Source organism: Streptomyces sp. WY228 (assembly GCF_019287315.1).
In the GTDB taxonomy this organism is placed as follows: domain Bacteria; phylum Actinomycetota; class Actinomycetes; order Streptomycetales; family Streptomycetaceae; genus Streptomyces; species Streptomyces caviscabies.
Window position 1 is genome coordinate 1110068 of the sequence record NZ_CP079114.1, and the last position, 19951, is coordinate 1130018.

The following is a 19951-nucleotide window of genomic DNA, read 5'->3' on the forward strand; positions in this document are numbered from 1 at the left end:
CCCATGACAGGAATGCGTACCGCTCTCCGCGCCCTGGCCGCCACGGCCGCCGTCCTCCTCGCCGTCACCGCCCACTCCCCCTCGGCCTGGGCGCGCCCCGAACCGAAGGCTCCCGAGGAGTTCGTGGCGCTGCGTTCGGTGGATCCGACGATCATCCAGGAGATGCGCTACACCACGGCGCACACCTTCATGGGCGAGCGGGTGGACGGATACCGGCAGCCGGTCTGCCTCCTGACCCGGCCCGCCGCCCGCGCCCTGCACCTGGCACAGCGGAAACTGCTGCGCCAGGGCTACTCGCTGAAGGTGTACGACTGCTACCGGCCGCAGCGGGCGGTGGACCACTTCGTGCGGTGGGCGAAGGACCTCGACGACCAGACGATGAAGGAGGAGTTCTATCCGCGGGTCGCCAAGGACCGGCTGTTCGAGGACGGTTACATCGCCGAGAAGTCCGGGCACAGCCGGGGCAGCACGGTGGACCTGACCCTGGTGAGGCTGCCGGCCCTGCCGACCAGGCCGTACCGTCCGGGCGAGCGGCTGACCCCTTGCTTCGCACCGAAGGGCGAGCGGTTCCCCGACAACTCGCTGGACATGGGCACGGGTTACGACTGCTTCGACACCCTGTCGCACACGGACGACCCCCGGATCCAGGGGCCCCAGCGCGCCAACCGGCAGTTCCTGAAGCGGACGTTGACCGAGGTGGGGTTCGTGAACCTGCCGGAGGAGTGGTGGCACTTCACCCACCGGCCCGAGGTGTTCCCGGACACCTACTTCGACTTCCCGGTGGACCGCGGGTCGGTGGGCAGGCCCTGAGGAGAACGGGCGACCGGGACCACCCCCGTGGGCTCCGGCCGCCCGTTCTTCATTTCGGACGCGAAAGGGGCGTGTTCGGTTGCCGATCGGGCGACTACGGTGCCCGTATGTCACAGCAGAGGTTCGATTCGTACGAGGAATTCTGGCCGTACTACGTCGCGATGCACTCCCGGGCCGCCACGCGCTGGGTCCACTTGACCGGCACCCTGACCGGGCTCGCGATCTCCGCATACGGGCTCGCGCGGGGCCGTAAGCGCTATCTGGCGGCCCTGCCGCTGATCGGCTACGGCACCGCGTGGCCCGCGCACTTCCTGATCGAGAAGAACAACCCGGCCACGTTCGGGCATCCGGCGTGGTCGCTGCGCGGGGACGCGCAGATGATCCGGACGATGCTCGCGGGCCGGGACGCGGAGCTGGCGGAGACCGCGGCGAAGTGGCTGGCCGAGCACGGGGAGGACCGGAAGGACGGCTGAGGCCGAGGAGGCGGGGCCGGACCCCTCGCCGGACGACGGCGCCCGTGGCACACTTCTGACGTTCCGTCAGATCCAGTTGCCGGGAGGGGCCTTGTCGCGCACGCGCACACCCGTGGTGGCCGGTTGGTTCACCGAGGACACCGCGGAGGAGGACTTCCGGCTGCTGGGCACCCGCTGCTCCGGCTGCCGGTCGGTGCACTTCCCCCGCGAGGACGACCACTGCCGCAACCCGGCATGCCCCGGCGGCGAGTTGGAGGAGGCGCCGCTGTCGAAGCGGGGCACGGTGTGGTCCTGCACCGACGGGCGCTACCGGCCGCCTCCCCCGTACGTCAGCGACCCCGGGGAGCCCTGGGTCCCGTACACCCTGGTCGCCGTCGAGCTGGCCGCCGAGCGCATGGTGGTGCTGGGGCAGGCCGCGCCCGGGGTCGGCGTGGGCGATCTGCCCGTCGGCTCGGTGGTGGAGGTGGTGCCGGGCGTCCTGGACGAGGACCGGGCGACCGGCACCGTACACACGACGTGGCACTGGCGGCCCGTACCGGCGGGCGGGGAGGCCTCATGAGCGGCGACGTGGCCGTCCTCGGGGCCGGGATGCACCCGTGGGGCAAGTGGGGGCGCGGCTTCGTCACGTACGGGCGGATCGCCGCGCACGCGGCGCTCGCGGACGCGGGCATCGGCTGGCCGGAGGTCGGGTCGGTGGTCGGCGCGCAGACGGTGCGCGGGGGCTATCCGGGGTACGTGGCGGGGGCGACGTTCGCCCGGGCGCTCGGGTGGCAGGGGGCGCGGGTGGCGTCCGTGTACGCCGCGTGCGCCTCGGGGGCGCAGGCCATCGACACGGCGCGGGCGCAGATCCTGGCGGGGCTGGCGGACGTGGTCCTGGTGGTGGGGGCCGACGCGGCGCCCAAGGGGTTCTTCGCCCCGGCGGGCGGGGAGCGTCCGGACGATCCGGACTGGCTGCGCTTCCGGGTGCTCGGGGCGACGAACCCGGCGTACTTCGGGCTCTACGCGCGCCGTCGCATGGCGCTGTACGGGGACACGCCGGAGGACTTCGCGCTGGTCAAGGTGAAGAACGCGGCGGCGGGGGCGCTGAACGAGTTCGCCCGCTACCGCAGGCCGGTGACGGCCGAGGAGGTCGCCGCCTCCGCGATGGTCGCCGATCCGCTGCGGCTGCTGGACATCTGCGCCACGTCCGACGGTGCCGCCGCCCTGGTGCTGAGCAGCCTGGAGTTCGCGCGGCGTCGCGGGGTGCGTGATCCGGTGCGGATCCGGGCCGTCTCCACCGTGACGCCGACCTTCCCGAGGACCGTCCTGGATCTGCCGGACATCGGCACGGACTCGGCGGTGGCCGTGGACCCGTCGCCCGAGAGCTTCCGGGCCTCGATCGCGCGGACCGCGTACGAGGAGGCGGGGATCGGGCCGGAGGACCTTTCGCTGGCCGAGGTCTACGACCTGTCCACCGCGCTGGAGTTGGAGTGGTACGAGGACATCGGGCTGTGCGGTCCGGGCGAGGGGGCGAAGCTGCTGCGTTCGGGGGCGACCGGGCCGGGCGGGCGGGTTCCGGTGAACGCGAGCGGCGGGCTGGCCTCGTTCGGCGAGGCGGTCCCGGCCCAGGCCATCGCGCAGGTCTGCGAGCTGACGCGGCAGTTGCGCGGGCGGGCCGGGGAACGGCAGGTGCCGGGGGCTCGGGTCGGCATCACGGCGAACCAGGGGCTGTTCGGGCACGGCTCGGCGGTGGTGGCGGTCCGCTGAGCGCGGCCGGCCTCAACAGGTTTTCCCTGCCCTTCACTTGACTGGACGTCACCACCGCAGAACACTCGGGGCCCGGCGCGCCGGACAGCGTGCGGCCCGTACCCCTGTCGGCGGGGGTACGGGCCGTACGCGTGCCCGGACCCCCGTGGTTCCGGTGGCTCAGGTGGCGACGGGTTCGCGGGCCCGCGCGGCGCGCTCCGCGGCGGCGCGCTCCAGCGCGTGCTCCACGACCGCGACCAGGACATCGCGCACGGAGGAACGGTCCCGCGCGTCGCAGACGAGCACCGGGACCTCGGGGTCGAGGTCGAGGGCGGCCTGCACGGTCTCCGTGGGAAACCGTTCGGCGCCCTCGAAGGTGTTGACCGCCACCGTGAACGGGATCCGCCTGCGCTCGAAGTAGTCGACCGCGGCGAAGCAGTCCTCCAGACGCCGGGTGTCGGCGAGGACGACCGCGCCCAGGGAGCCCTGGGCCAGTTCGTCCCAGAGGAACCAGAAGCGGTCCTGGCCCGGGGTGCCGAACAGATAGAGGACCAGGTCGTCGCGGAGCGTGATCCGGCCGAAGTCCATCGCGACCGTGGTGGTGGTCTTGGACTCGACCCCGTCCAGATCGTCCACCGGGCGGCCCGCCTCGCTGAGGCGTTCCTCCGTGCGCAGGGGCCGGATCTCACTGACCGCGCCGACCGCGGTCGTCTTGCCGACGCCGAACCCTCCCGCCACCAGGATCTTCAGGGTGACGGGCTCGACGGGCCGCTGCTCGGCGCGGCTAGAGCGCCCGAAGGCCATTGATCACCTCGCGGAGAATGTTCACGTCCGGCAGCTCGGCCGGCGGAACGGGACGGGTCACGTGCACCAGCTCGTCCTCGACGAGATCGCCGACCAGAACCCGCACCACCCCTACCGGGAGGTCGAGTTCGGCGGCGAGCTCGGCGATCGACTGGGGCATGTCGCTGCAGAGTTCGACGATCGCCACGTGTTCGGGGGCGAGCGTCTGGTCCCGGCCGGGATCGTCGGCGGCCGGTTCCGGCACGACGAGCGCGATCAGGTCGAGGCGATGGCGGGAGGCGCTGCTCGTACGCCCCCGGGTCATCGCGTACGGGCGGACCACCGGTCCGGCCTCGGCGTCGTACCACCGCGAGGCCTGGGGATCGACGGTCCCGTCCGGGGATACGGGGCCGGTGGCCCGGGGGGAGTCGGCGCTCATGCCCGCCACGCTCACCCTCCGGCGGGCGTACCGGTCGTCCGTGGGGCGTTGGCCAGATGGGCCCCCACGCGCTTGACCATCAGCGTCATCTCGTAGGCGACCTGGCCCACGTCGGAGTCGGCCTCCGCCAGAACGGCGAGGCAGCTTCCGTCGCCGGCGGCGGTGACGAAGAGGAACGCCTCGTCCAGCTCGACGACGGTCTGGCGCACCCGGCCCGCATCGAAGTGGTGGCCCACGCCCTTGGCGAGGCTGTGGAACCCGGAGGCGACGGCGGCGAGATGCTCGCTGTCCTCGCGGGTCAGGTCCGCCGACGCGCCGGTGGCGAGCCCGTCGCTGGAGAGGACCAGCGCCTTGCGGATGCTGGCGACGCGCTGGACGAGTTCGTCGAGCAGCCAGTTCAGTTCGCCCGAGCCGTGGCGTGCGGGGTTGGGTGCTGCGGCGTTCGGTGCGGTCATCGACCGTCCCCTCCCGGAGTGGTTCCTGGTGCTGTGCCACCGGGGCCGCCGGTGTTCGCGGTGTCCTCGGCGCTATCGGTGGTCGCGGTGTTCGCGTTGTTCCCTGACGTTCCGGTGTTGTCGGTCGTGCCGGTGTTCTCGGTGTTCGTGGTGTCCTCGGCGGTTTCGGCGTTCTGCCGGCGGCCGCGCTGCCAGCCGCGCTGGAGCGAGGCCATGCGGTCGCGCACCTCGTCCGCGTCACGCTCGGCGTCGTCGAACGTGTCCACGGGCGCCCGGTGCACAGGGCGCTCCACGGACTCCTCACGGAGCTGGCGGGCGAGGCTGGCCTGCCGGACCCGCCGGGGCAGGCCGCCGATGGTGTCGGGTGCCGGTGGAGCGGCCGGCGCGGGGGTTCCCCCGGCTCGGGACGCCTCTCCCGGGCGGGGCGCATCGGTCGTACGGGGTGCCCCGGTGTCGTGGGACTCCTCGGTCGTACGGGGTGGCTCCGGCGCGCGGCGGGCGGCGGCCCGCACGGTCCAGGGTGCGTCGGCGGTACGGGGCCGGTCGGCCGGGTCGGGGGCGCGGTCGGCGGTGTGCGGGACCGGACCGGTGGCCTTCGCGGGGGACGCGACCGGATCGTCGCCCGGGGTGTCGACCCGGCGGCCCCGGTCGGTGACCAGGGTCGGCGGCGTACGACGGGGCAGTGGGACGGGACCGGCGGGGCGCATCGGGCGGACCTCGGCCGTGGGCTCGTCGCCGTGGTCGCGGGCCTGCTGGTGCTGCTCCCGGTCGGCGTCCCGGCGCGGGCGGCCGCCGGGCTTGTCGCGGCGGGGCTCGCGGTCGCCGTCACGGCGAACGTCCCGGGCGCGGAAGATGCCGCCGCGCTCGCTCTCGGTGTCCTCCAGGTCGGAGACGCCGTCCAGGACGGGGCCGAGGGCCGGGTCCAGGGCGGGATCCGGCGTACGGTCCAGCCGGTCGCCGGCGAAGTCCAGCGGGCCGACCGGGGCCTCCAGCTCGACGGGCCCGTCCAGAACGCCCGGTCCGGTGAGTCCGGTGGGCACCGGCGACAGGACGGCGGACCTGCCGTTGACGCGGCGTTCCCCGCCCGGGGCCGTGCCCTGCGCGCCCTGCGGTGCGTCGGCGCTCCGGCCGCTGCCGATCGCCCGCTCGGCCCGGCGGTCGAGGCGGAACCCGGTGCCGTGGGTGTCGGGGGCGTCGGTGAGCAGGGCGGCCGGGATGAACACGACCGCGGTGGTGCCTCCGTACGGCGACTTCTGCAGGGAGACCCGGACGTTCTGGCGCTGGGCGAGCCGGCTGACCACGAACAGGCCGAGCCGGTCGGTGTCGGAGAGCTCGAAGTCGGGGGTCTCGGCGAGGCGCAGGTTGGCGTCGAGAAGGACCTCGGGGGCCATGCCGAGGCCGCGGTCGTGGATTTCGAGCGTGAAACCGTTGGAGACGCGTTCACCGTGCACCTGGACCGCGGTGTGCGGCGGCGAGAAGACGGTGGCGTTCTCCAGGAGTTCGGCGATCAGGTGGGTGAGGTCGGCGACGGCCGGTCCGCCCACGCCGATCCGGGCCAGGCGGCGGACCTCGATGCGTTCGTAGTCCTCGACCTCGGCGACGGCGGCCCGCACCACGTCCATCAGCTGGATGGGCTTGCGCCACTGGCGGGAGGGCGCCGCGCCGGAGAGGATCACGAGCCCTTCGGCGTGCCGGCGCATACGGGTGGTGAGGTGGTCGAGGCGGAACAGGTCGGCCAGTTCGTCGCTGTTCTCGGTGCGGCGCTCCATCGCGTCCAGCAGCGTGAGCTGGCGGTGCAGGAGGACCTGGTTGCGGCGGGCGAGGTTGACGAAGACCTCGGAGACGCCGCGGCGCATGTCCGCCTGCTTGACGGCGGCCTCGACGGCGGCCCGCTGAAGGGTGTTGAGCGCCTGGCCGACCTGGCCGATCTCGTCGGGCTCGTAACTGAGGTGCGGGGCCTCGGTCTCGACGTCCACCTGCTCGCCCGCGGCCAGCCGGCGCATGACGCTCGGCAGCCGTACGCCGGAGACCTCATGGGCGTCCTTGCGGAGCCGGGAGAGGTCGCGGACGAGTTCACGGCCGATGCGGACGGAGACGAAGATCGAGACGATCAGGGCCAGGAAACCGAGGATTCCGGCGATACCGGCCTGGGCGAGGACCCGGTAGGCGGCCGGTTCGGCGCGGTCCTGGAACCGGTTGCCCATCTCGGTGGAGTCGTTCGCCAGCCGGTCGAGGACGGGCACGGCGGCCTCCTCCCAGCGGGCGGCGTCGACGGCGCCGGGGCGCTTCGTCGGACCGGCGGCGATCAGGGCGTCCTCGGCGGTGCGCAGCGGTTCGGTGTCGGGACTGCCCCAGAACTGCTCGACGCGTCGGCGCTCGGCGGCGGGGAGGCTCTCCAGGCTGACCTCGTACAGCAGCTCGCGCTGGGCCACGAGGCCGGATATCTGGCGCAGTTCGGAGGTGGTGAAGCGGCCGGCTATGAGGCCCGATGCGATGAGCGCGTCCTCGCGCGAGAGGATCTCCCGGGCCCGGGAGACCCCGACCAGCGCCCGCATCTGCTTGTCCATCGACACGTTCTCCAGGGTGTGGAGTCCGTTGAGGAAGCGGTACGAGGGGTCGACGAGGCCGTTGTAGAAGTCCAGCGCCTTCGCCCGGCTGATGGTGCGCTTCTCGACCGACTCGCGCAGGGCGTCCAGTCCGTCGACGGCGCTGAGGATCGCGTCCAGGCGGCTGCTGTCGGCGGCGCTCAGCGATTCCCGGACGTCCTGCGCCCGGGCGTTCTCCCTGACCTCGCTCACGATGCGGTCGGTGGCGGCGCGTTGGCCCATGAGGACGGGGAGCGCGTCGGAGGCCCGGGGGTCGGCGAGGAAGACCAGGGTCTGCCGCCGCTCGGCCTGTACCGCGCGGACGGCGTCGTCCAGCGGGTGGGCGACCTTCTCCACGATGGATCCGGCGCTCATCAGCTCGTCGGCCTGGCGGCCGGTGATGTAGGTGGCGAAGACCCAGAGGCCGGTGAGGGAGACGAGCGGCACCAGCAGCAACGCCACGATCTTCCTGCGGATGGACTTCCCGCGAAAGCGCATGGCCTCCCCCAGATCGGCCCCGCACCGCGGGGGTGGTCTTCTCCTGGCCGTTGCTCGGCCCTGTGTCAATAAACGGCGCGAGCCTACTACTGACACAGAGACAACTCGAAGACACGTCCGGATGATTTTCAGCCGTCCATGCTGGGCTTGATCATGGGTTGTCCCGGTATTCCCGGAGATGAAATTCGCGAAAGCGACAGAGGATACCGGCCGGACGTGCCGGTACCGGCACGTATCAGTTGGCTGGAATTCTTCGGTCCGTGACCTTCTGTGCCCTGCGGGCGCTTTTCAGGGGAATCTTCGGGACGGGTGGTTCGTCCATATGTACGGGGTAGACGCACGGTGGGGTCGTGCGCGGCAGGACGGACGTGTTCCGCCCGCGTAGAACCGGCGCAAGCCGGGCAGCCACCCTGAAGTCGGACAGTGGTGGGGAGTTGAAGGACCTTGAGCACGCAGGAACGCGGGAGTGCCGGAGCACCGGCGGCCGCGAGGGCGGAAGCCGCGGACGGGGCACGGATCCCGCGGCAGTTGTGGGTGGAGGAGCCGGCCTCGAAGCGGCGGATGCCCGATGCGGTGCGGACGGCCGCCGTGCGTGCCGTTCTCATCATGTCGCTGACGATCATCCAGGCGATGATCGCCTTTCTGAGCACCTTGACCGGCTCCTGGCTGGCCTTCCCGATGGTGCTCAGCAGTGTGGCCAGCACGGTGGTCGCCACCTGGTCGGTGCTCGACGTCTGGGTGACCCGGCAGGTGTGGAACCAGCGCAACGGCGTGGTGTCCGTGCCGAGCAGTTCGGCCCGGCAGATACGCCGTGAGCGGCGCAGGTCCCGCCGGGCCGAGCGGGCGGCTGAGCGGGACGGCACCGGCGGTGGCATAGGCGGCCGCCGGAACACCGGCGACCTCTCCCGGGCCTGACCTGCTGGACCTGGCCCGCTGCCGGGCCTGACCTCCTTGGCCCGGCTTTCCGTGGCCGACCCGCGGGCCTGACCCGCGGGCCTGACCCGCGGGTCGCTCCCGTCGCCGGGTGCCGCTACTCGCCCGGTTCGGGGACCGGGTGGCCGGCGGCCGCGGTCTGTTCGCTCCGCTTGAACATGCGGGTCGCCGTGATCTCGCCGTGGACCGTCTCTCCGTCCGGGTCCTGCTGCGGCAGGCCGGGGCGCAGATGCTCCTCCACGCTGATGTACTTCAGCCCCGCCCTCAGGTCGGCGTCGTTGCGCAGCCGGATGACGAGGGGGAATTCGGCGAGCGCGGTCGTGTCGAACAGACCGGTCGTGTACAGCAGTTGCACGCCCAGTGCGTCCGAGACGGCCCGCTGGAGCTCCAGCAGATACGTGGCGTTGGCGCGGCCGATCGGGTTGTCGAGGAACAGGGTGCCCGCGTGCCGGTGGCGGTCGCGGCCCCGGTCGTTGCTGCGCAGGGCCGCCATCGTGCAGTAGAGGGCGATGGCGGCGGTGAGCAGCTGGCCGCCGGAGAAGACGTCGCCCATCTGCCCGACCGGGACGCGCTCGGCGCGCAGCACGGCGTCCGGCTTCAGGATCTCCACCGCGATGCCCTTGGGCCGCAGGGCGGCCTCGACGCCCCGCAGCAGCAGGGACATGCCGTCCCGGCGCAGATCGGAGTTCTTCTTGAGGGCGGCGTGGGTGGCCTCGTCGATGACCTCGCCGAGGCGTTCGGTGAGGGTCGCCTGGTCGGGTTCCTCGAAGCGGATCCGGAGGAATTCCTGCCCCGACCACTCTCCCAGGCCCTCGGGGAGCTGGGACAGCCGCTGGGCGGAGCGCAGGGTGGTGAGCGCCGATTCGACCAGCCCGCGCAGCCGGTCGACGATCGAGTCGCGGTTGCGTTCCAGCTGGACGAGCTCGTCGGTGAGGACGCGCAGCCGGGGGGCGAAGGCGTCGGCCCACTTCTGCGCGTGCTCGGGCAGGGCGGAGGCGGGCAGCTCGCGGATCTGCTGGCGGGCCGGGGTGCGGACCTGTTCGTAGCGGGTGGAGTTGGCGTGCCGGACGAGGATGTCGCTCGCTTCCCGGACGGCGCTCTCGGCGGCCGAGAGGTCGGCGTTGCAGCCGCGCAGGGAGCGGCGGGACTCGGCGGCGGACTGCCGGGCCTCCTCCAGACTGCCGGGGTACGGGTCGGGGTCCTCGGTCCCGTCGTCCGTGCCGTGGTCGCGGAGCAGGTCCCGGAGGAGGGCCGCGGTCTCGTCGAAGCCGCCGGCGGAGTCCTCCGCGGTGCGGTGGGCGTGCAGCAGCTCGCTGTGGGCGGCGCGGGCGGTGTCCAGGGCGGCGGTGGCTTCGGCCAGTTCGGCGGTGGCGGTACGCAGCAGGGCCTGGGCGCTCCCGGCGTCGGCCGGGACCAGGTCGTCGGGCAGTTCGGTGTGGTGCTGCCGCTCGTCGTCGGGGGCGAGCCGCTCGGCCTCGCCGCGCAGCCGTCCCAGATGCTCGCTGGCGGTGGAGGCGCGGGTCTCCAGGAGCTGGACGTGCGCCTCGGCGCGGGCGGCGGCGGCCTGGCGGGAGGGCCCGTCCGCGCCGTCGGTGCCTTCCAGGAGCTGGGCGGCGCGGGTGCGGACCTTGTTGGTGAGGCGGTCCAGCTCGGCCAGGGCGGCGCTCTCGTCGCTCTCGGCGCGGGCCTGTTCGGCGCGCAGATCGGCGCCGACGCCGACCTTCTCGTACAGCTGGGAGGCGGCTCGGTAGGCCTCGCGCAGGGTGGGCAGGGCGGTGCGGGCCGTGGACTCGTCCTCCTCGGGGAGGACTTCGGGGACACCGGCGATCTCGGCGCGCTCGGCCCGCAGGGCGCGGGCGGTGCGGCGGGCGTCGTCCCCGGCGCGCTGGGCGGCCCTGCGGTCCTCGTCGGCTGCGCGGGCGAGGTCGAGGCAGACGGCGGCGCGGGCCTCGGACTCGGCGGCCTCGTCGACCAGTTCGCGCAGCCGGACCTGCCAGCCGGCCCGCTCCCGCAGCCGGTGGGCGAGTCCGGCCAGGGCGTCGGCGGCGCGGCGGGCGCGCTGGGCGGCTTCCTGGCGTTCGTCGCGGACCCGGGCGGTGTCGGCTGCGGCCTCGTCGGCCTCGGCGCGGGCGGTGCGGGCCTCGGCGAGCACGGCTTCGGCGCTCTCGGCGGCCGTACGGGCGGTGGCGGCGGCCTCGGCCAGCTCGGCGAGCATGCCGGGCGGGCAGTCGGCGCGCCAGGAGCCGATCCGGGCGGCGAGCGCGCGGTCCCCGGAGAGGCGGGCGGCGAGGGTCCGGATGTCCTCGTCGCGGGCGGCGGCGCGGCTGCGCAGTGCGTGGCGTTCCTCGTCGGCGGCGTGCTCGTCGTGCATGGCCGGGTTCGGCGGGACGAGGAAGACGCCGTCGTGCTGCGCGTCGGAACCGGTGCCGGGGTCCGGGACCGGGGCCAGGAGGGCGGCGGCGGTGCCGACGGCCACGGTCGAGCGGGGCAGCAGGGCCGCGCCGCCGAGGACCTCGCGGGCGCGGCTGTGGGCGTCGGGGTCGGTGATGACGACGCCGTCGACGAGCTCGGGGCGGGCGGCGAGGACGGCGGCGTGGTCGGCCGGGTCCACGGCCTGGGCGAGGTAGCGCCAGCCGGGCAGGGCGGGGATGCCGTGCTCGCCGAGATACTCGACGGTGGCGAGGACGTCGGGGCCGGGCGGCAGCAGTCCGCCCTCGCCGAGCGCGCCGAGGATGCGGGCGTCGTCGGCGGCGGCGGTGCGCAGGTCGAAGAGGCGGCGCTCGGCGGCGGCGACGGACTGGTCGAGGAGTTCGCGCAGTTCGTCGGCGCTGCGGTCGAACTCCTCCGCGGTCAGCGGCTGCTGGGCGGTGGCGGGCTGGTCGGCGAGGGCCACGGCGCGGTCGGCGGCCGGTTCGGCGGCGGTGGCCGTGGAGTCGTCGCCGTTCCCCGGGCCGGTGCGGGCGGTGGTGCCCTGGGCGGGTCCTGACGCCTCGTCGGCGGATTCCCGGCGCGGGTGCGGGACGCCGGTGCCGGAGGGCAGGCCCAGCAGGTCGCCGAGGCGGGGGTCGGCGGCGATGGACGCGGCGGCGCGGTGCTCGTCCTCGTAACTCTGCTCGGCGGCCTTGGCCCCGTCGGCGGCGCGGGCGGCGGCCAGTTCGGCGCGGCTCTCGGCGGCAGCGGCCTCGCGGGCGGTGTCGGCGGCGCTCCGGGCGGCTTCGCGGGCGGTGTCCCAGGCCGCGACGGCGGACTGTTCGGCGTCGCTGGCGGCGAGGGCGGCGCGGGCCGGGTCGGCGTCGGGCGCGGTGTCGTCGAGCCAGCCGGCCCGGACGGCTTCGGCGGTCTCCTGGCCGACCTCGGCGAGGCGCTGGCGCAGATGTCCGGCCTCGCTGCGGGCACGCTGGGCCTCGGTGGCGGCGACCGTGGCGTCGCGGTGGGCGCGTTCGCCGGTGGCCTGGAGGGTGTCGGAGCGCTCCTCCTCCTCGTTGGCGACGCGCTCGCCCTCCTCGGCGGCCCGGTGCAGGGCGCGGACGAGGTCGGTGGCGGCGGCGGAGCGGGCGGCGAGGGCCGGGGCGGCGTCGCGCTCGGCCTCACGGATGGCGGCGGCGACCCTGGCCGAGCGGTCGGCGGCGGCGCGGTGGCGCAGGACGGCCTCGGCGGCCTGCCAGGCGGCGTGCAGGGTGCGGGCCTCGACCAGCTCCTTGCGTCCGGCGGCGGCACTCTTCTCGGCCGCGGTCAGGGCCAAGGAGGCGTGCCGGTAGGCCAGTTCGGCGGCGATCAGGGCGCGGCGGCCCCGGGCGGACTCGGCTTCGGTGACGGTGTGGGCGGCGGCGGTGACCCGCTCGGCCAGCTCGGCGGTGCGGCCGCGCTCCTCGGCGGCGCGGACGGTCAGGCGGCGGGCCAGGGTGCGGGTGCGGCGCTCGGCGCCGGCGTGGATGTCACGGGCCCGGGCGCGGGTGTCGGTGGCCTCGACGATCCGGTTCAGGAGGTCCACGGAACCGGCGGTGAAGTCGCGTTCGGCGGTGAGCTCGGCGCGGCGGCCCAGCTTGTTGCCGAAGCCGCTGACCAGGTCGGCGAGTCCGTCGGTGTCGCGGGTGTCGGTGACGGCGCGGAGCAGCAGGTCGGTGAAGTCGGAGTCCTTCTTCACCGCGAAGAGTCCGGCGGCCTCGCCCTCGTCGGCGTTCATCTCGCGCTGGTAGCGGAAGAGTTCGGGGTCGAGGCCGAGGTCGCCGAGGTGTTCGTTCCAGCGGTCGTGGATCTCTTCCCAGTGCACGTCGAGGTGGGCGTAGAACTTGCCCGCGTCCATCAGCGCGTCGCGGAAGCCCTTCATGGTGCGCCGCCTGCCGCGCGCCCCGGAGACGCCCTCGACGGGGCGGCCGACGGCGGAGGACTCGGCGACGGGCAGGCTGTCCAGGCTGAGCCCGGGTCCTGGGCGGAACGAATACCAGGCCTCGGCGAACTTGCGGGGGTCGTTGGAGACCTGGCGGCCGCGCCACTCGCTGACCTTGCCGACGACGACGCATTCACCGGTGAGGGTGTGCTGCCACTCCAGCGCGACGTGGCCGCAGTCGTCGGCGAGGAGGAACTTGCGCAGCACGCCGGAGCTGGCGCCGCCGAGGGTGTTGCGGTGACCGGGGAGCATCACCGAGAAGATCAGCTTGAGCAGGACGGACTTGCCGCCGCCGTTCTCCAGGAAGAGGACGCCCGCCGGTGCGGGGCGGCGGGGCGGGCCGACCGGCTCGTCCTCGAAGAACTCCGCCTGGGCGGGAGCGGGGTGGGGGACGGGTGCGCCGACGCCGCGCAGATCGAGGACGGTGTCGGCGTAGCGCGCACCGGCAGGCCCGATGGAGTAGAGGCGGACCCGGGACAACTCGTACATGGCGGCGGACTCTCGTCGTTCGGTGAGCGGGGGTGGAGCGGCGGGGGTGTGCGGGCTGGTCGGGAACGGTCGGTCGGGTCAGGAGTGGAAGGGCAGGCCCGCGTCGGCGGCCAGCTCCACGCTGTCGGGGTCGGGCGGCGGCAGCAGGGTGGCGGAGCCGTCGGTGACGGGGACGACGCCGAGCTCCAGCAGTTCGGCCATGGCGGCGCTGCCCGCCATGTCGCGGACCTGGAGCTGGTAGCGGGCGGTGGTGCGGTAGGCGCCGCCCGCGTCGTCGCCGGTGCGCTGGAGGAAGCCGGAGTCGGTGAGGAAGGCGACGGCCTTGCCGATGATGCCGGTGGTGGATCCGGCGAGCCGGCGGGCGTCCTTGGTGGCGCCGGTGGCGCTGCGGCGGGCGTAGATCCGCCAGCCGGCTTCGAGCCCGGGGGCGTCGCTGGCCGGGTCGGTGTTGTCGCCCTGTTCCTCGGCGCGCTCCTCAAGACGTCGGCAGGCCTGGCGTACGAAGGCGTCGACGCCGTTGACCGTGATGCGGCCGATGTACGCGTCGTCGGCGAGGTCCTCGGGGCGGGGGAAGGCGAGGGCGGCGACGGCCAGGTGGGCGAGGCCGTGGAGGAAGCGGTCGGCTGCGTCGGAGGAGGCGCGGCGGGCGTAGTCGCCCATGCGGACGGCGAAGACGGAGTCCTCGCCCGCCGTCACGGCCATCCCGGCGCGCGGTGAGACTTCCAGGACGATGAGGCCGAGGCCGGTGGCGACGGCGTCGGCGAGCCGGGCGAAGGCGCTCTCCTCGCGGTAGCGCCGCAGCAGGTCGGCGTATTCGGCGTCGCGGGCGGGCAGCAGCTTGGGCTGGAGCCCGAAGGAGACCAGGCGGGCGGCGTCGGCGGCGTCGGCCGGGGTGACGGGGGTCTGTCCGGCGGGCTCGGCGGTGTGCGGAGAGGTGTGCGCGGAGTCGGCCGCGTACGTCGTGGAGGGAGCCCCGTACGGCGTGGAGGAGCCGGTGTGCGCGGAGGGCTCGGTCCACGCGTCGGGGTGCTCGGCGTCGTGGTCGCTCACGGCTGGGACTCCTCGGTACGGAAGGGGTGCGGGTGCGCGGGGCGTGCGGGGCCGGACGCGATGGGAGAGGGGGCGGAGTGCGCGGGGCCGGTCACGAGGCCTCCTGGCGGTCGGCGGCCATGCCGACGGCGTCCAGCAGGGCGGTGCCCACGATCAGGTCGGCGCCGCCGAACTCCGGGTCGTCCAGCTCGGCCCCGTCGTCGACGGCGAACAGCAGGCGGCGCTCGCCCTGGCGGTAGGCGGTGCCGACCGGCGGGCTGGCGGCGTGGACGGCGAGCAGCGCGACCAGGTAGGGCAGGTCGGTGTCGCCGGTGCGGCGGGCCTCGGCGAGCAGTCCGGAGAGCCGGCGCGGGGCGTCGTGCTCCAGATCGAGCAGGGTCATGGCGCGGGCGAGCTGCTCCTCGCTGAACCGGCTGTCGTCCGGGGTGGCGATCAGATCGGGCTCGGGCATCTCCGCGCCCAGGTGCTCACGCTCCAGGGGCGGGGTGAGCAGCATGTCGACCAGGTCCCCGATCCGTACGGCGGTGGGGGTGCGCAGTCCGGTGCCGTGGGCGAAGAAGGCGTCGGTAGCCCGGGTGGACCGCTCGACGGGGAGCGGGAGGAGCGGGGCGAGGAGCTGCCCGTACAGATCGAGGCCCGCGTGGGCGGCGGGCGGGGCGAACGCCTGCCGGTCCTGCTCCGCGCGGAAGAGCGGGCCCGCTTCCAGGAGCCGGGACTGGAGCTGGGTGTGGCGGCGGATGCAGTCCTTGACGATGTCGACGAGCTCGGCGGCCCGGCGCTTGTGCTCGGGGTCCTCGGCCTCGTCGCGCGCCTTGCGGATGTTGGTGAGGATCGCGTTCTCGTGGCGGTAGCGGTCGGCCACGTGGTCCAGGGCCTCGTCGATCATGTCCGGGACGGTGTGGAGCCAGTCGACGGCGCGGACGTTGCGCCGGGTGGCCTCCAGGGTGCGGCGCAGGGTCTCGGCGTACTGCACGGTGCGGTAGCGAGCCTGTTCGGCGGCGAGCTGGGCGTCGGCGAGACGGCCCCGGCTGATGAGGACCTCCAGCTTGACCTCGGCGGCGATCTGGGCGCTGGTGACATCGGTGTCCAACGCGCCGACCAGGACGTTGACCGCTTCGTCGGTGGCGCGGAGGTAGACCGTGCCGCCGTAGCCCGGGACCTCCTCGATGAGTTTGAAGTCGTAGTCGCGGCGGACATAGACCCCGTCGGTGTTGAAGGTGCCGTAGACCGCGCGGAAGCCGCGGTCGACGCTGCCGACGTTGATCAGGTTCTCCAGGACCCAGCGGGCGACCCGTTCGTGCTCGGTGACGGGGCGCTCGGGGGCCTGGGCGCCGACCCGGGGCAGCAGTCTGGCCACTATCTGGTCGTGGTCGGCCCCGGTGTCGAAGTCCATGTTGAGCGTGACGTGGTCGATCGCGGCGAGGGCGACCTCCGCCATGGCGTACACCGTGTACTCGCCGGCCAGATTCGCCTTGCGGACGTCGAGGTCGTGCAGCGGAGCCGTGCACGCGAGCGCGCGCAGCCGCCGCGAGAGCCCCTCGTCGGCGGCGGGGCCCGGGGCAGGCCGCGGCCCCGCGCTGAGCTGCGGCGAGGCGTGGTCCGGGTAGGCAGGCGAAGTCACGTGGGACAGATTAGGTCCTCGCACTGACAACGGTCGAAACGGCGCTAATGCGACCGGCCCGGAGCGGGCGCCCCGGGTGCGGCCGGCCCGTATCCTCCACCGCCCGGTGTACGCACCACCAGGACGTCGCCGACGTCCAGTTCGGCGGTGTCGCAGCCCTTCAGCGGGACGGTCCCGCCCCCGGCCCGCTCGATGTGCTGTGCTCCGAGCGCCCCCGGATCCCCGCCCTCCGCTCCGTACGGCGGGACGCGGCGGTGGCCGGAGAGCAGCGCCACCGTGACCGGTTCCAGGAAGCGGATGCGGCGCTGGACGCCGTCGCCGCCGTGCCACCGCCCCGCTCCCCCGCTGTCGTCCCGTACGGCGAAGGACTCCAGGCGGACCGGCAGCCGCCACTCCAGGATCTCGGGGTCGGTGAGCCGCGAGTTGGTCATATGGGTCTGTACGGCGTCGGCGCCGTCGAAGCCGTCGCCGGCCCCGGATCCGCTGGCGATCGTCTCGTAGTACTGGACGTTCTCGTTGCCGAAGGTGAGGTTGTTCATGGTGCCGGAACCCTCGGCCTGGCCGCCGATCGCTCCGTACAGGGCTCCGGTGACCGCCTGGGAGGTCTCCACGTTGCCCGCGACGGTCGCCGCCGGGTAGGTGGGGTCGAGCATGGAGCCGGGCGGAATCGTCACCTCCAGGGGCTTGAGGCAGCCGCTGTTGAGCGGGATGTCCTGACCGACGAGGGTGCGGAAGACGTAGAGGACGGCGGCCATGACGACGGACCGGGGCGCGTTGGCGTTGCCGGGCTGCTGGGGCGAGGTCCCGGTGAAGTCGAGGTGCGCGGTGCGGGCGTCGCGGTCCACGGTGAGCCGGACCTGGATCACGGCCCCGCCGTCGGTCTCGTAGCGGCAGTGGCCGTCGTGCAGTCCGGCGACGATGCGGCGTACGGACTCCTCTGCGTTGTCCTGGACGTGGCCCATGTAGGCGTCCACGACGTCGGCCCCGAACTGGTCGGTCATGCGCCGCAGTTCGGCGATGCCCTTCTCGTTGGCGGCGATCTGGGCGCGCAGGTCGGCGAGGTTGGTGTCCGGGTCGCGGGAGGGGTACGGGGCGGCGGCGAGCAGCTCGCGGGTCTCGTCCTCGCGCAGCCGGCCGTCGCGGACGAGCAGCCAGTTGTCGAAGAGCACGCCCTCCTCGTGGATCGTCCGGCTGAAGGCGGGCATGGAGCCGGGGGTGATGCCGCCGATCTCGGCGTGGTGTCCGCGCGAGGCGACCAGGAAGCGCAGCCGGCCGCCGCGGTCCCGGTCGAACACGGGGGTGATCACGGTGACGTCGGGCAGGTGGGTGCCGCCGTGGTACGGGTCGTTGACCGCGTACACGTCGCCGGGCCGCAGCGTGTCCTCGTTGCGCCGCAGGACCTCCTTGATCGACTCGCCCATCGAGCCGAGGTGCACGGGGATGTGCGGGGCGTTGGCGATCAGGTTGCCCTCGGCGTCGAAGAGGGCGCAGGAGAAGTCCAGGCGCTCCTTGATGTTGACCGAGTGGGCGGTGTTCTCCAGCCGGACGCCCATCTGCTCGGCGATCGACATGAAGAGGTTGTTGAAAACCTCCAGCATCACCGGGTCCACCCGGGTGCCGACGGCGGTGCGTTCGGGGCGGGGGCGGCTGCGGGTGAGGACGAGGTGTCCGGTGGAAGCCGCTTCGGCCTGCCAGCCGGCGTCGACGACGGTGGTGGCGTCGTCCTCGGCGACGATCGCGGGTCCGGTGACGGTGTCGGCGGGGCGCAGGTCCGCCCGGCGGTACAGCGGTGACCGCTGCCATCGGCCCTCGGCGTAGAGGTCCACGGTGTCGGCCGGACCGGGCGGGGCGTTGTCCGGCGAGGCGTTACGGAGATCGAGGTCCGCGTCGGCGTCGGCGTCGGCATCGGGTGCGGCAGCGTCTGCGAGCCCGGGGTCCGCGTCGGACTCGGCAGCCCCCGCCGCCCCGGTCGCTTCCACCGACACCGTCTCCACGACGACCGGCTTGTCCATCGTGAAGCCGAACCGGGTCCGGTGGGCGGCGGCGAACGCCTCGGCCATGGCGGCCTCCGTGTCCAGGTCCACCGGCAGCGCCGCGTCCGTCCCGGCGTACCGCAGCAGGACGCGGGCCCGTGCGGTGATCGCGGAGTCCGGCACTCCGTCGGCGCGCAGCGCTTCGCGGGTGCGGTCGGCGAGCTCCGCGCAGAGCCTCTCCACGCGCTCCCGGGCGGCCGCGTCGAGCTCCTCCTCCACCGACTGTTCGCGCATCGCGGTGGCGTCGGCCAGGCCGATGCCGTACGCGGAGAGCACCCCGGCCAGCGGAGGGACGAGGACCGTGCCGATGCCGAGGGCGTCGGCGACGGCGCAGACGTGCTGGCCGCCCGCGCCGCCGAAGCCGGTCAGCGCGTAGCGGGTGATGTCGTGGCCGCGCTGCACGGAGATCTTCTTGACGGCGTTGGCCATGTTGAGCACGGCGATCTCCAGGAAGCCCGCCGCCACCTCCGCCTCGTCCGGCCGCCGTCCGGTGGCGCGCCCCACCTCGTCGGCGAGCGCGGTGAACCGTTCGCGTACGTGGTCGGCGTCGAGCGGAAGGTCTCCGTCAGGGCCGAAGACCGCCGGAAGGGCGGGCTGGTCACGGGCACGGGCCGGGACGGTGAGGCGCCGGCCGAGTCGGGGCCGACGCGGTAGCGGCTGCCGTCGAAGTGCAGGACGGAGCCGCCGCCGGCCGCGACGGTGTGGATGCTCATCATCGGGGCGCGCATCCGGACCCCGGCGACCTCGGTGCCCAGCTCGCGTTCGAACGCTCCGGCGTAGTGGGAGACGTCGGTGGAGGTGCCGCCCATGTCGAACCCGATGACGCGGTCGTACCCGGCCCGTTGCGAGGTGCGGACCATGCCGACGACGCCTCCGGCCGGTCCGGACAGGACGGCGTCCTTGCCGCGGAACCGGGCGGCCTCGCGCAGCCCGCCGTTGGACTGGAGGAACATCAGCCGGATCCCGTCGAGACGGGCGGCGACCTCGTCGACGTACCGGCGCAGGACGGGTGAGAGGTAGGCGTCGACGACCGTGGTGTCGCCCCGGGGGACGAGCCTGATCAGCGGGCTGACCTCGTGGGAGCTGCTGACCTGGGTGAAGCCCGCCTCGCGGGCCGCCTCCGCGACGGCCCGCTCGTGCGCCGGGTGGCGGTACCCGTGCATCAGGACGACGGCGGCGCTGCGCAGACCGTCCGCGTGGGCGGCCCGCAACTGTTCGCGTACGGGGTCGAGTTCGAGGGACCGTACGGTGCGGCCGTGGGCGTCGACGCGTTCGGGGACCTCGATCACACGCTCGTGGACGGACTCGGGCAGGACGATGTGCCGGTCGAAGAGCCGGGGCCGGTTCTGGTACGCGATCCGCAGCGCGTCCCGGAAGCCCTCGGTGATCAGCAGGACGGTCGGCTCGCCGCGCCGCTCCAGCAGGGCGTTGGTGGCGACGGTGGTGCCCATCCGGACGGCGGCGACCCGGTCGGCGGGCACCGGCTCTCCGGGGTCCAGGCCGAGGAGCAGCCGGATTCCGGCGACGGCGGCGTCGTCGTAGCGGTCGGGGTCGTGGGAGAGGAGCTTGCGGGTGATCAGGCGGCCGTCGGGGCGGCGGCCCACCACATCGGTGAAGGTGCCGCCCCGGTCGATCCAGAACTCCCAGCGTCCGGTCATGGCGCCATTGTG

General features: G+C 73.9%; 12 protein-coding genes and 1 pseudogene. 5 read left to right on the forward strand and 8 right to left on the reverse strand.

Annotated features, from left to right (window positions below; all coding sequences use genetic code 11):
• Positions 1 to 3 precede the first annotated feature (3 nt).
• The 4 genes from KV381_RS04520 to KV381_RS04535 all read left to right on the forward strand — a co-directional run bounded on the left by KV381_RS04520 (position 4) and on the right by KV381_RS04535 (position 3029).
• Positions 4 to 810 carry a M15 family metallopeptidase gene (locus KV381_RS04520; RefSeq protein WP_218784671.1) on the forward strand — a complete coding sequence of 269 codons (807 nt, stop codon included), beginning with the start codon at positions 4 to 6 and terminating at the stop codon, positions 808 to 810.
• 107 nt (positions 811 to 917) lie between these two features.
• On the forward strand, positions 918 to 1283 hold the full coding sequence (locus KV381_RS04525) for a DUF962 domain-containing protein (RefSeq protein WP_218784673.1): 366 nt from the start codon (positions 918 to 920) through the stop codon (positions 1281 to 1283).
• Positions 1284 to 1374: 91 nt separating this feature from the next.
• A complete protein-coding gene (locus tag KV381_RS04530) occupies positions 1375 to 1842 on the forward strand; it encodes a Zn-ribbon domain-containing OB-fold protein (RefSeq protein ID WP_078611116.1) in 468 nt (155 codons plus the stop codon).
• Positions 1839 to 3029: a lipid-transfer protein gene (locus KV381_RS04535; protein ID WP_030633883.1), complete on the forward strand. Its 1191-nt coding sequence runs from the start codon at positions 1839 to 1841 to the stop codon at positions 3027 to 3029. The genes KV381_RS04530 and KV381_RS04535 overlap by 4 nt, the downstream gene beginning before the upstream one ends.
• A gap of 159 nt (positions 3030 to 3188) precedes the next feature.
• On the opposite strand, the gene KV381_RS04540 is transcribed toward KV381_RS04535, so the two are convergent.
• From KV381_RS04540 to KV381_RS04555, 4 genes are read right to left on the reverse strand one after another with little or no spacing between them, the layout of a single operon-like run.
• Positions 3189 to 3812 carry an ATP/GTP-binding protein gene (locus tag KV381_RS04540; protein WP_030633881.1) on the reverse strand — a complete coding sequence of 208 codons (624 nt, stop codon included), beginning with the start codon at positions 3810 to 3812 and terminating at the stop codon, positions 3189 to 3191.
• On the reverse strand, positions 3793 to 4230 hold the full coding sequence (locus tag KV381_RS04545; RefSeq protein ID WP_218784675.1) for a DUF742 domain-containing protein: 438 nt from the start codon (positions 4228 to 4230) through the stop codon (positions 3793 to 3795). The genes KV381_RS04540 and KV381_RS04545 overlap by 20 nt, the downstream gene beginning before the upstream one ends.
• An 11-nt stretch (positions 4231 to 4241) precedes the next feature.
• The gene (locus KV381_RS04550) at positions 4242 to 4685 is read right to left on the reverse strand and encodes a roadblock/LC7 domain-containing protein (protein ID WP_030633876.1); all 444 of its coding nucleotides are present in this window, start codon (positions 4683 to 4685) and stop codon (positions 4242 to 4244) included.
• Positions 4682 to 7768 (reverse strand): nitrate- and nitrite sensing domain-containing protein, encoded by a 3087-nt coding sequence (locus KV381_RS04555; RefSeq protein WP_218784676.1) that lies wholly within the window; start codon positions 7766 to 7768, stop codon positions 4682 to 4684. Before KV381_RS04555 ends, KV381_RS04550 begins: the two co-directional genes overlap by 4 nt.
• Positions 7769 to 8329: 561 nt before the next feature.
• On the opposite strand from KV381_RS04555, the gene KV381_RS04560 reads away from it, so the two are divergent.
• Positions 8330 to 8683 carry a hypothetical protein gene (locus tag KV381_RS04560; RefSeq protein ID WP_030080267.1) on the forward strand — a complete coding sequence of 118 codons (354 nt, stop codon included), beginning with the start codon at positions 8330 to 8332 and terminating at the stop codon, positions 8681 to 8683.
• Positions 8684 to 8798: 115 nt separating this feature from the next.
• On the opposite strand, the gene KV381_RS04565 is transcribed toward KV381_RS04560, so the two are convergent.
• The 4 genes and pseudogenes from KV381_RS04565 to KV381_RS04580 all read right to left on the reverse strand — a co-directional run bounded on the left by KV381_RS04565 (position 8799) and on the right by KV381_RS04580 (position 19939).
• The gene (locus tag KV381_RS04565; RefSeq protein ID WP_218784678.1) at positions 8799 to 13577 is read right to left on the reverse strand and encodes a hypothetical protein; all 4779 of its coding nucleotides are present in this window, start codon (positions 13575 to 13577) and stop codon (positions 8799 to 8801) included.
• A 78-nt stretch (positions 13578 to 13655) separates the two neighbouring features.
• Positions 13656 to 14627, reverse strand: a complete 972-nt coding sequence (locus KV381_RS04570; RefSeq protein ID WP_030633868.1) for a membrane protein — start codon at positions 14625 to 14627, stop codon at positions 13656 to 13658.
• Between the two features lie 91 nt (positions 14628 to 14718).
• Positions 14719 to 16248, reverse strand: coding sequence for a hypothetical protein (locus KV381_RS04575; protein ID WP_218784680.1), 1530 nt, complete (start codon positions 16246 to 16248; stop codon positions 14719 to 14721).
• 44 nt (positions 16249 to 16292) lie between these two features.
• A pseudogene (locus KV381_RS04580) lies at positions 16293 to 19939 on the reverse strand (hydantoinase B/oxoprolinase family protein).
• Between the last annotated feature and the right edge of the window lie 12 nt (positions 19940 to 19951).

Excerpts from the sequence above, each read along its gene's own strand:
- KV381_RS04550 (WP_030633876.1), bottom strand. The coding sequence starts at position 4,685 with ATGACCGCACCGAACGCCGCAGCACCCAACCCCGCACGCCACGGCTCG.
- KV381_RS04560 (WP_030080267.1), top strand. The coding sequence starts at position 8,330 with ATGCCCGATGCGGTGCGGACGGCCGCCGTGCGTGCCGTTCTCATCATG.
- KV381_RS04555 (WP_218784676.1), bottom strand. The coding sequence starts at position 7,768 with ATGCGCTTTCGCGGGAAGTCCATCCGCAGGAAGATCGTGGCGTTGCTG.
- KV381_RS04535 (WP_030633883.1), top strand. The coding sequence starts at position 1,839 with ATGAGCGGCGACGTGGCCGTCCTCGGGGCCGGGATGCACCCGTGGGGC.
- KV381_RS04520 (WP_218784671.1), top strand. The coding sequence starts at position 4 with ATGACAGGAATGCGTACCGCTCTCCGCGCCCTGGCCGCCACGGCCGCC.
- KV381_RS04545 (WP_218784675.1), bottom strand. The coding sequence starts at position 4,230 with ATGAGCGCCGACTCCCCCCGGGCCACCGGCCCCGTATCCCCGGACGGG.
- KV381_RS04565 (WP_218784678.1), bottom strand. The coding sequence starts at position 13,577 with ATGTACGAGTTGTCCCGGGTCCGCCTCTACTCCATCGGGCCTGCCGGT.
- KV381_RS04540 (WP_030633881.1), bottom strand. The coding sequence starts at position 3,812 with ATGGCCTTCGGGCGCTCTAGCCGCGCCGAGCAGCGGCCCGTCGAGCCC.
- KV381_RS04525 (WP_218784673.1), top strand. The coding sequence starts at position 918 with ATGTCACAGCAGAGGTTCGATTCGTACGAGGAATTCTGGCCGTACTAC.